Source organism: Ruegeria sp. AO1, from assembly GCF_056535985.1.
Map to the genome: position 1 here is coordinate 2,877,845 of NZ_JBQFJC010000001.1, position 10,726 is coordinate 2,888,570.

12 protein-coding genes are annotated in these 10,726 nt (G+C 60.7%); 4 read left to right on the forward strand and 8 right to left on the reverse strand.

Annotated features, from left to right (window positions below; all coding sequences use genetic code 11):
* Positions 1–49 precede the first annotated feature (49 nt).
* The 5 genes from ACR3FB_RS14280 to ACR3FB_RS14300 form a co-directional block, all read right to left on the reverse strand.
* Complete coding sequence (locus tag ACR3FB_RS14280) at positions 50–1,099, reverse strand: HesA/MoeB/ThiF family protein (protein ID WP_480565893.1); 1,050 nt, start codon at positions 1,097–1,099, stop codon at positions 50–52.
* The gene (gene dut / locus ACR3FB_RS14285) at positions 1,099–1,554 is read right to left on the reverse strand and encodes a dUTP diphosphatase (RefSeq protein ID WP_480565895.1); all 456 of its coding nucleotides are present in this window, start codon (positions 1,552–1,554) and stop codon (positions 1,099–1,101) included. The genes ACR3FB_RS14280 and dut overlap by 1 nt, the downstream gene beginning before the upstream one ends.
* A 16-nt stretch (positions 1,555–1,570) precedes the next feature.
* Positions 1,571–2,767 carry a bifunctional phosphopantothenoylcysteine decarboxylase/phosphopantothenate--cysteine ligase CoaBC gene (gene coaBC, locus ACR3FB_RS14290; protein ID WP_480565896.1) on the reverse strand — a complete coding sequence of 399 codons (1,197 nt, stop codon included), beginning with the start codon at positions 2,765–2,767 and terminating at the stop codon, positions 1,571–1,573.
* 63 nt (positions 2,768–2,830) lie between these two features.
* A complete protein-coding gene (locus tag ACR3FB_RS14295; protein ID WP_480565897.1) occupies positions 2,831–3,655 on the reverse strand; it encodes a ChaN family lipoprotein in 825 nt (274 codons plus the stop codon).
* A complete protein-coding gene (locus ACR3FB_RS14300; RefSeq protein ID WP_170378887.1) occupies positions 3,652–4,530 on the reverse strand; it encodes an RNA polymerase factor sigma-32 in 879 nt (292 codons plus the stop codon). Before ACR3FB_RS14300 ends, ACR3FB_RS14295 begins: the two co-directional genes overlap by 4 nt.
* A 99-nt stretch (positions 4,531–4,629) precedes the next feature.
* On the opposite strand from ACR3FB_RS14300, the gene cobU reads away from it, so the two are divergent.
* The 4 genes from cobU to ACR3FB_RS14320 are packed head-to-tail and all read left to right on the forward strand — an operon-like array spanning position 4,630 to position 8,231.
* Positions 4,630–5,151 carry a bifunctional adenosylcobinamide kinase/adenosylcobinamide-phosphate guanylyltransferase gene (gene cobU / locus ACR3FB_RS14305; RefSeq protein ID WP_480565898.1) on the forward strand — a complete coding sequence of 174 codons (522 nt, stop codon included), beginning with the start codon at positions 4,630–4,632 and terminating at the stop codon, positions 5,149–5,151.
* Positions 5,148–5,726 carry a histidine phosphatase family protein gene (locus ACR3FB_RS14310; RefSeq protein ID WP_480565899.1) on the forward strand — a complete coding sequence of 193 codons (579 nt, stop codon included), beginning with the start codon at positions 5,148–5,150 and terminating at the stop codon, positions 5,724–5,726. The genes cobU and ACR3FB_RS14310 overlap by 4 nt, the downstream gene beginning before the upstream one ends.
* A gap of 58 nt (positions 5,727–5,784) precedes the next feature.
* Entirely contained in the window at positions 5,785–6,669 is an 885-nt protein-coding gene (locus tag ACR3FB_RS14315) for a glutathione S-transferase (RefSeq protein WP_480565900.1), read from the forward strand.
* A gap of 47 nt (positions 6,670–6,716) precedes the next feature.
* Positions 6,717–8,231: a YifB family Mg chelatase-like AAA ATPase gene (locus ACR3FB_RS14320; protein WP_480565901.1), complete on the forward strand. Its 1,515-nt coding sequence runs from the start codon at positions 6,717–6,719 to the stop codon at positions 8,229–8,231.
* Between the two features lie 198 nt (positions 8,232–8,429).
* On the opposite strand, the gene gshB is transcribed toward ACR3FB_RS14320, so the two are convergent.
* The 3 genes from gshB to rsmI all read right to left on the reverse strand — a co-directional run bounded on the left by gshB (position 8,430) and on the right by rsmI (position 10,654).
* Positions 8,430–9,362 (reverse strand): glutathione synthase, encoded by a 933-nt coding sequence (gene gshB / locus ACR3FB_RS14325; RefSeq protein WP_480565902.1) that lies wholly within the window; start codon positions 9,360–9,362, stop codon positions 8,430–8,432.
* Between the two features lie 61 nt (positions 9,363–9,423).
* A complete protein-coding gene (locus ACR3FB_RS14330) occupies positions 9,424–9,795 on the reverse strand; it encodes a YraN family protein (protein WP_480565903.1) in 372 nt (123 codons plus the stop codon).
* A 1-nt stretch (position 9,796) separates the two neighbouring features.
* Positions 9,797–10,654, reverse strand: a complete 858-nt coding sequence (rsmI, locus tag ACR3FB_RS14335; protein WP_480565904.1) for a 16S rRNA (cytidine(1402)-2'-O)-methyltransferase — start codon at positions 10,652–10,654, stop codon at positions 9,797–9,799.
* Positions 10,655–10,726: the final 72 nt, after the last annotated feature.

Here is a 10,726-nt window from a genome sequence, read left to right on the forward strand (position 1 = left end):
GCCCACAACCTAGGAAGGGCCGGTGGGATGATCCAGAGCAACACGGCGTTTATTCACCACCGGCGCCGCAAATCGGGCAGTCAGAGCGCTTGGACAGAGTGATCTTGCGGCTTTCACCATAGAGCGCATCATAGATCAGCATCTCGCCGCGCAGCGCTTGGCCGGCCCCGGTGATCACCTTGATCGCCTCAACCGCCATCATGGAGCCAACCACGCCCGGCAAGGGGCCGATCACGCCCGCCTCAGAACAGGACGGGGCCAGACCGGCCGCGGGGGCTTCGGGGAAAATACACTGATAGCAGGGGGCATCATTGGTCGGGTCGAAGACGCTCAACTGCCCCTCCCATTGCGACAGTGCGCCCGAGATCAGCGGTTTGCCCAACGCAACGGCCGTGCGATTGGCCAAATAGCGGGTTTCGAAATTGTCGGTACCATCCAGGATCAGATCAAAGTCGCCCAATAGGTCTCGCGCGATCTCTTCACTCAGACGCCGATTGTAGGGCAGGACGGTGACGTTGGGGTTCTGCGCCTCCATCGCCTGCTGGGCCGAGAAAACTTTGGGCATTCCGATATCGGCATCGCGGTGGATGACCTGACGCTGGAGATTGGCGTTTTCGACCACGTCGTCGTCGATCACTCCGATCGTGCCCACACCCGCTGCAGCCAGATACTGCAAGGCCGGTGCGCCGAGACCCCCGGCCCCAATCACCAGCACGCGCGCCTTTTTCAACCGTTTCTGCCCCGGTCCACCCAGTTCTCGCAGAACGATATGGCGTGCATAGCGGTCCAGCTCTGTCTCAGTGAACCGGTCCGAGGGTTTGGCCTCGGCCTGATCCGCTTCGGGCTGCGCCCGATTTCGCAGCGCTTTCAGCCCCTTGCCATAGACCATGACCAGAGCGGCCGCCCCGGCAAGCATCAGCCACAGCGCCGCCGATCCTCCGGTTGCTTCGCGCATGGGGTGGCCGCTCGGCAAAACCAGATGCGACAGGATCACCCCGACCATAAGCACACTGACCGAGGTCACACGCGCCGTCCGGGACACGCCCGCGAGATAGCCGACGCCCCACAGACCCGCGGCAAGGACCAGAACCAGCAGCATCAGCCGCGCCCGGTTGAGCCGAACCCGCCCGACCCACGCGCGGTATCGCCAAGGGTTTCGGTCAGTTCAAACGTGGCCTGCACTACAGGCGCGACGATCAGCTGCGCGATGCGTTCTCCGTGAGTGACCTCGAACCGGTCCTGCCCTGCGTTCATGACGATCACACCCAGCGGGCCGCGATAGTCGCTGTCGATGGTGCCCGGCGTATTGGGCAGGGTGATGCCGTGCTTCAATGCCAAGCCGGAGCGCGGGCGGACCTGCACCTCATAGCCCGCCGGGATTTCGATTCGCAGGCCGGTGGGGACAAGGGCGCGCTGCCCCGGCTCCAGGAAAATCGACGCACCTTCGGGCAGGTTGGCGCGCACATCAGCCCCGGCCGCGCCTGAGGTCTCATATGAAGGCATTGGAACAGAGGCGTCTGCCCCTTCTTCCCGGATCACGCGGATAGCTACCATCTGTATTCCTTCTGTCTTATCCGGCCAGCGCGTCGGCGATCTTTTGTGCCAGACGCGCCGCGACCATGTCTTTGCCCATGCGCGGCCAGCTCTCGGCCCCTTGATCCGAGATCAGGACGACCGCATTTTCCGATCCCCCCATGATGCCGGTTGCCGGACTGACGTCGTTTGCCACGATCCAGTCGCATCCCTTGCGGGCGCGCTTTGCCGTCGCGTTGTCGATCACATCATCGGTTTCCGCTGCAAAGCCCACAACCAGATCAGGGCGACCCGTACCCATCTGCGAGACGCGCTTCAGGATGTCGGGATTCTCGGCGAAGTCCAGCGACGGCAGACCATCGCGGCTTTTCTTCAGTTTGCGATCCGAAGCGGTTGCCACTTTCCAGTCGGCAACTGCGGCGGCAAACACGCCTGCATTCACAGGGAGCGCCGCATCCACCGCGTCCGACATCTGCTGTGCTGTCTCAACCTCCACGACCTGCACGCCTTGGGGCGGCGGAACATCGGCAGGGCCAGTGACAAAAACCACCTCGGCCCCAAGCGCCGCCAAGGCGCGGGCAACGGCAGTCCCCTGCGCCCCAGATGAGCGGTTGGCGATGTAGCGCACCGGATCAATGGGTTCATGCGTCGGGCCGGAGGTCACAAGGATGCGTTTACCCTTCAACGGCCCGTCGGCCAGTTGCGCCTCAACGGCGGCAACGATCTCTAGCGGTTCGGACATCCGGCCCGGGCCATATTCACCACAGGCCATGTCGCCCTCGTTGGGCCCTACAAAGCGGATGCCGTCTTGCTGAAGCTGCTTCAGATTGCGCTGAGTTGCGGGGTGGTCCCACATACGCACATTCATGGCAGGCGCACACAGAACCGGCGTGTCCGTGGCCATCAGCAGGGTAGAGGCCAGATCGTTGGCCAGACCAGCCGCCATCTTGCCCATCATATCTGCGGTAGCTGGGGCAACCACGATCAGGTCAGCCGAGCGTGACAGCTGGATATGTCCCATCTCGGCCTCATCGGTCAGGTCGAAGAGATCGCGATAAGCTTTCTGACCTGCAAGTGCAGAGACCGACAACGGCGTCACGAACTCCTCGGCAGCGCGGGTCAAAACGGGAGTGACTTGCGCGCCGCGCTCTTGCAGCCGTCGGATCAGGTCCAGCGACTTATAGGCCGCAATGCCACCGCCGATGATCAGTAGAATGCGTTTGGATGCCAGCATGTTCAGCCCTTCCCGTCCCGATCGGTCCCGACATTAGGCAAGGCCACCCGGTAGTTCCAGCGGTTAATTCTGCGTTTCAAACGCTTTGCAGGGGTCTTCACGCTCAATTTCCGGGCTGTCGATCACCGCATCAAAGGTCCCGTCGATTGCGCCACCTTCAGACTGACCCAAAACGAAGACCTTCAGCCCCGGCTTCAGGCGCGACAGAAAGGTCGGGATACCCCGGTCAGTCCTAGCGTGGCCATTGCCGGTGATTACAGCAATCGGACCACCGGTTTCCTCGTCCGCGCGCAGGATCGCACGGGTCAGCACAGCGTCTCGCAGACGTTGGATCGAGACCATTTGCGGCAACATTTCGGCTGGCAGAGCATCGCAATGGGCAGCCAGTTGATCCGCCTCGCGCGCGGCTTGATCTTCTGGCGACAGAGGAACGGTCAGGCCATAGCGCGCAGCGTCTGCACCAAGGGCCGTGGCCGCACCTTTTTCCATCGCGGCGCGCGCAGCTGTGCGTGGAACCATGGCGCCATAGACTGGCGCGTCCGACGCCTTAAAGACTGGGTAATACATACTCAGTGGGGGCCAGCCAGACTCCGCCCAGCGCAGGATGCGAGACAATTCCTCGGGGTTGGAGGCGGCTGTCTGAGCCAGACGCTGCGCGCCTTCTTCGGTTACCATCTCCCACACCACAGCCGACGGAGCGATCGCGCCCAACGCCTCGGTCTGCACAAGGTGGTGACGCGGATTGTCGTGAATTTCACCAAGAATCACCACATCTGCGTCCTGCATGGCTGCCAGGACATCATCGGGGATCAACTCACCGGCTTGGACCGGGCGCACCGCGCTGGCTGTAAACGCCAGCACACACAACAGAATCGCAAATCTTGTCATGCGATGAAGTGTTGCACCTCACGCGATTGGGCTTCAAGGTTCTTGCGCATCTTGGTGAAGGCTGCGGCCTCAAGCTGCCGTACACGTTCCTTCGATAGACCCAGCTCATTCCCCAAGCTTTCAAGGGTCCGGGCCGGTTCGCGCAGCTTACGTTCACGCACGATAAATCTTTCGCGGTCATTGAGGGATTGCATCGCCATCAGCAACCATTCGCGCAGCTGCTCGGTGTCGTGGCGATGTTCGACCGCCTCGGCGGCCTGCTCACGATCATCTTCCAGCGCATCAATCCACTCACGCCCATCTTCATCCGCTGACTGCACCGCGTTGAGCGAAAAATCCGAGCCGGACAGACGCCCTTCCATCATCTCGACATCACGCAAGGGCACACCGATTTCCGTGGCAATCATCTGGTGCAGCTGATGCCGATCCAACTCCTGCCCCTCGGTGGCGGCTTCACGTTCCAACCGTGCCTGAACGCGGCGCATGTTGAAGAACAGAGATTTCTGGGATGAGGTCGAACCGGTCCGCACCATCGACCAGTTACGCATCACGTAATCCTGGATGCTGGCTTTGATCCACCACACCGCATAGGTCGAGAACCGCACACCGCGATCCGGGTCAAACTTGTCGGCCGCTTTCATCAATCCAAGACCGGCCTCTTGGATCAGATCATTCATCGGCGCACCGTAGCGCTTGAACTTGGCCGCCATTGAAATAGCTAGACGCATGTAGGCGGTGATCAGTCGGTGCAGTGCTTGTTCGTCACGATTGTCGCGCCACGCATAGGCCAGTTGCAATTCGGTTTCCGCGTCCAGCAGTTCGGCCTTCATCGCTTTGCGGGACATCGAGAAATCGGATGCGTTGTCCAGTGCCATGAAACTCTCCCTTTTTGCAGGCATCAGCCGGGCTTGCCTTGCCGACTTAGGGTCGATACGCAGATCATCACCAAGTGGATCACCAGAAAGGTAAGAATTGTGACCGCCAATTTAACCTTTGTGCTGGGAGGAGCCGCATCGGGAAAGTCGGCCTATGCTGAACAACTGGTTGTATCCTCAGGGAAAAACCGGGTCTACCTTGCGACATCACAAGTGTTTGATAGCGAGATGCGGCAAAAGATCGATCGCCACATCGAACAACGCGGGTCCGGCTGGGAAACCATCGAGGCACCGCTGGACGTTGCTCCGGTTTTGGCCGAACTCAACCCAGATCACGCCTGCCTGATCGACTGCGCCACGATGTGGCTAACCAATCATCTGCTGGCCGAGAACGATCTGGATCAGGCCCACGCCCAACTGCTGAGCGCCCTGCGCAGCTGCCAGGCGCAGCTTGTTATCGTTTCGAATGAGGTTGGTCACGGCATCGTGCCCGAAAACGCTCTCGCCCGCCGGTTCCGTGAGGCACAGGGCCGGCTGAACATCGCGCTAGCAGCACAGGCCGACCTGGTGATTCAAGTCACGGCGGGGCTGCCCATGGTCTTGAAGGGACACTTGCCATGACGCGTCTGCACCTGGTCCGCCACGGTCCTACCCATGCTAAAACGATGGTCGGCTGGTCCGATCTGCCCGCTGATCTAAGCGATCAGGCCGCGTTGCAGCGGTTGCACGATCACATCCCAGCGGACGCGGTTGTCGTTTCATCAGACCTGTCGCGCGCCGCGGATACGGCAACGGCGATCCAAGGCCAGCGCCTGCGTCTGCCCCACCATCCTGACCTGCGCGAGATCAACTTCGGCACATGGGAGCTGCGCGGTTTCGCCGAGATCGAAGCCGAAGACCCCGAGCTTGCCTTTGCCTATTGGGACAATCCCGGCGAAGTGCGCCCTCCGAACGGAGAAAGCTGGAACGACGTCCGCGCACGGGTCGACAAAACCGTCGATGCGCTGATGGCCGCACATGAGGGCGCGGATCTCGTCATTGTTGCCCATTTCGGAGTGATCCTGACGCAAGTACAGCGCGCTTTGAATATTGAGGCGCAACAGGCTTTCTCACACCGGATCGACAACCTGTCGGTTACCCAGATCGCCTATAACGCGGGCGAATGGTCCGTCGGCGCCATCAATCATCTTCCGTGATCCGGCAGGTCACAAATCACTGATTTACGAGCGCTTCCGGCTACGTCATCCTTTGATCATGACCTATGATCTCTTTATCGGTGACCGCCTGTTTTCCAGCTGGTCCATGCGCGGCTGGTTGATGCTCGAGAAGTTCGGCCTGCCCTATCGCAGCCACTTAGTTGGCCTCTATTCCAGCACCATGGCCGCGGATATGGAATCCCTTGCCCCGGCCCGCCTGGTCCCTGCTTTGCGTCTGCCCGATGGTACGGTTGTGGGCGAAAGCCTCGCGATGGCCGAGACATTGGCTGAACGGCACCCCGAAGCTGGCCTTTGGCCGTCAGACCCAGCCGCGCGCGCAACGGCCCGTTGGCTGTGCGCCGAAATGGTCGCGGGTTTTGCCACGCTGCGCGGGGAGTGCCCGATGCAGTTGGCGCATGTCTGGAAAGGTTTCCAGCCGTCACCGGACACTTTGAAAGACCTCGCCCGGATTGAGACGCTTTGGGCGCATGCCCGGGCGATCTCGGGCCAGTCAGAGGGGCCGTTGTTCGGAGCCTACTCGCTGGCCGATGTCTTCTACACCCCTGTCGCGGCTCGGATCATTGGATATGATCTGCCAGTCTCAGCCGAAAGTCGCAACTATTGCCTGAGCTTGCTGTCAGACACATCGGTCCGACAATGGCGCGCGATGGGACTGACCGTTCAATACAATCCGTACCCCTACCCGGAATATTCCCCCTCGGCCCACTGGCCTGTTGGAGAACCGTCCGAGGCACGACCCGCCGAAGAAGGCCCCTCGGTCAACGCGCACTGTCCGTATTCCGGCGATCCGGTCACCGATTTCCTCGACCTCGACGGCCAACGCTGGGGGTTCTGCAACACGTTCTGCCGCGACAAAACAGTCGCCGACCCGGGCGCATGGCCCAAATTCACCGCAATGCGCGCAGCCGTTAACCATTCTTAAACCTCGGCCATGGCAGCAACGTCCTGTTAACCAAGAATAGGATTGCCATGGTTGCCCGCGCTCACACGGTTGCGTTTCAAGGGGTTGATGCCCGCCCGGTCGAGGTGCAATGCGCCGTCTCACCGGGCCTACCCGCCTTTTCAATCGTCGGTCTGCCGGACAAAGCAGTGTCCGAGGCCCGAGATCGAGTGCGCAGTGCGCTTGGCTCCATGGCCATCGCCTTGCCGTCAAAGCGGATCACCATCAACCTGTCCCCCGCCGACCTGCCCAAAGAGGGTAGCCATTTCGACCTTCCCATCGCCGTCGCCCTCCTGTCCGCTTTGGAGATCATCCCAGCAGACGCGGCCGAGGGCACTGTTGCCTTGGGCGAACTATCCTTGGATGGGTCGCTGGTTCCGGTCGTAGGCGCTTTGCCTGCCGCGATGACGGCGGCGGCCGAGAATCGCGCCCTGCTCTGCCCCCGCGCCTCAAGCGCCGAGGCTGCCTGGGTAGACGCCACTCAGGTCATCGGAGCCGGTTCGCTGGGCGACGTGGTGCGCCATTTTTCCGGTCAGGCCCCGTTGGCTGCGGCCACACCGGGCGAAGTCAGCCTGTCCTCCAACACTCGCGATCTGCGCGATGTCAAAGGACAGGAACGTGCCAAACGCGCATTAGAGATCGCTGCGGCAGGGCGTCACCACTTGATCATGATCGGCACGCCGGGATCGGGCAAATCCACGCTCGCCGCGCGCCTGCCCGGAATACTGCCACCTTTGACCCCGGTGGAGGCGCTGGAAACATCGATGATCCAATCCCTATGCGGGTTATTGGACGAAGGCGGCATCAACCGGACGCGGCCCTTTCGCGAACCGCATCACACGGCCTCGATGGCGGCGATTGTCGGCGGCGGACGCGGTGCAAAACCCGGAGAAATCTCTCTGGCCCATAACGGGGTGTTGTTCATGGACGAGTTCCCCGAATTCCCTCGCACCGTTTTGGAAACCCTGCGCCAACCGATCGAAACCGGAGAGGTCATGGTCGCCCGCGCCAACGCCCATGTGAAGTACCCCTGCCGTTTCATGCTGGTCGCGGCAGCCAACCCGTGCAAATGCGGGTACCTGACCGATCCGTCCCGCGCTTGTTCCCGCGCACCGGGCTGTGGCGAAGACTACCTGAACCGCATCTCCGGCCCTTTGATGGACAGGTTCGATATGCGCATCGAGGTGCCTCCGGTAGCGTTCACCGACCTTGATCTGCCGCCGTCTGGCGACAGTTCGGCCACCGTGGCCGCGCGTGTGGAGCAGGCCCGCGCCGTTCAGAGCGCTCGGTTTGAAGGTCACGAGGGCGTACGTCAAAACGCTGATATCGAGGGTAAATTACTGGAAGAGGTCGCCGCCCCAGATGCTGAGGGCAAAGAGCTGTTGCTCAAGGTCGCCGACCGGTTCGGCCTGTCAGCACGCGCATTCCACCGCATCCTACGGGTCGCGCGAACCTTAGCTGATCTTGATGGCTCCCCTGATATCCGGCGACCACACGTGGCCGAAGCGCTAAGTTTTCGGATCGGCGCACGGGCCATGGCTTAGATGTTCGCACTCAGTTTGTTGCGAGGCTGTTTGGGGTACAAATTACGGCGGAACTGATCATTGCCCGTCGTCTTAGACAAGTCCGGCAGCTTACCGCTTGCGCCATGTTCAAGCGCGGAACTCGACCTTCAGTGCGACCGTGCATTCCAATGAACGGACCGTATCGAACAGCTAAGCGCCGCCCAACGCCTGTAGCGCTTAGACTTTGGCCTCGATTGCCTGCCAGATCTTTTCGGCGATGTTCTCACCGTTGAAACGCTCAAGCTCCTGAATACCGGTGGGGGAGGTGACGTTGATCTCGGTCAGGTAGTCTCCGATCACGTCAATCCCGACAAAAATCTGGCCTTTTTCCTTTAGTAGAGGGCCTATGGCCGCGCAGATTTCGAGATCCCGCTCGGTCAAACCGATCTTTTCGGGTCGCCCTCCGACATGCATATTGGAACGCGTCTCACCTTCGGCCGGGACGCGGTTGATGGCACCTACCGGCTCTCCATCCACGAGAATCACACGTTTGTCGCCGTTCTTCACATCCGGCAGGAATTTCTGAACAATCAACGGCTCGCGCGAAAATCCGGTGAACAGCTCATACAGCGAGGTCAGGTTGCGGTCATTGGCATCCAATCGGAACACCCCAGCCCCTCCATTTCCATAAAGAGGTTTAAGGATGATGTCCTGATGCTTGTCCTTGAAGCCCTTGATGGTCTGCATGTCCCGCGCAATCGTGGTCGGAGGGGTCAATTCGGGGAAATCCAGAACCAGCAGTTTCTCGGGGTAATTACGTACCCAAAACGGGTCGTTTACCACCAGCGCCTGACCTTTCAACCGATCCAGCAGATGCGTCGAGGTGATGTAATGCATGTCGAACGGCGGGTCCTGACGTAGCCACACCACGTCAAACTCAGCCAGATCAACTTCACGCTCGGGACCGAGGACCGCGGGATCTCCGGCAACGCGCTGAACCTGCATGTCTTGTCCTCGCGCGGTGATCCGCCCCTCCTGATAGGCCAATTGATCCGGCCCGTAGAAGAACAGCTCATGCCCGCGGGTCTGCGCCTCTTCCGCAAGGCGGAAAGAGCTGTCGGCGTTGATATCCACGGCCCCGATCGGGTCCATTTGAAAGGCGATTTTCATGGCATGTCCCTCAACTTCACGCCAGATACATGGCGCAGCAGGCCGAGGGGTTCAATGGGGCTTAGGCCGGTCCGAAGGCGTTTTCGATGATTTGAACAGCGCCCGTGCCATCGACCAGCGCTGCATCGAACCGAACATTCGTCAGTTGCCCGTCCGGTTCATTTTCAAGAAACTGCGCTGCAGATGCACAGATGCGCTGGGTCTGCCGTGGGGTGATCCGAGCCGCGGCCATGTCAAAACTGGCACTTTTCTTGACCTCAATGAAAACGAGCCCTTCGTCACCCCGCGCAATCAGGTCAATCTCACCCCCGGCACCACGCCAGCGTCTGTGAGCGATCGAGAATCCACGGCGTTCGTAGTCGGCTGCAACCCGCAATTCCGCAGATTGCCCCGCATGATAAGATACCGCCCCCCGCACCGCACGCTGCGTCATGTCATCCCTTTCCCAGTTTGAGGGCCTGCTGGTAAATGGGGCGTCGAGGAAGATCATACATCTTTGACACCAAATCCGCCGCATCCCGAACCGAATGGGTTTGCAAGGCCTGTTTCAAAGCCTCTTCTACGTCAGATTCGTTAACGCTTGGCGAATGGCTGCGATCCACGAGCAGAACGACCTCACCCTTGGGGGTTTGGTCTTGGTAGGCCTCAGCCAGGTCTTGCAAAGACCCACGTCGGACTTCCTCGAACTTCTTGGTCAACTCGCGGCACAAAGCTGCTTGCCTGTCGGCGCCTAGGATGTCGGACAGATCGGACAGGCAGCCCGCCACGCGCTTGGGTGATTCGTAGAACACCAGTGTTCCGGGAATATCCCGCAGCGCCTCGATTCGGCTGCGGCGCGCGCCCGACGCATTCGGTAAAAAGCCCGCAAAAAAGAACGCATCCGTTGGTAGGCCCGCCAGAGTCAGCGCCGTCAGCACGGCGGACGGACCCGGTGCGCACGTGACGGAGTAGCCAGCCTCGGCCGCCTGTCGCCCTAAATCGTAGCCTGGATCGGCGATCAGCGGCATACCGGCCTCGGACGCATAGGCAACGGATTGCCCTGCGGCCAAAGCATCCATGATCTTGCCGCGTGTACCCGCTCCGCTGTGGTCGTGATACGCCAGTATGCGACGTCCGCCCAAGGGGATACCGTGGATTTCCATCAACCGACGCAGGCTGCGGGTGTCTTCTGCCGCGATCATGTCGGCCGAGGCCAGCACATCCAACGCTCTGAGCGTAATATCGCGCGCCGTACCGATCGGAGTGGCAACAAAATACAGGCCAGCAGCCAAACTTATGTTTTGGAAATTCAAAGCTGGACCCTCACAGCGTGACGTTTATTATCGCGGCTCGATAGAACAGCAGCGTCGCAAGCCGCCGGATCA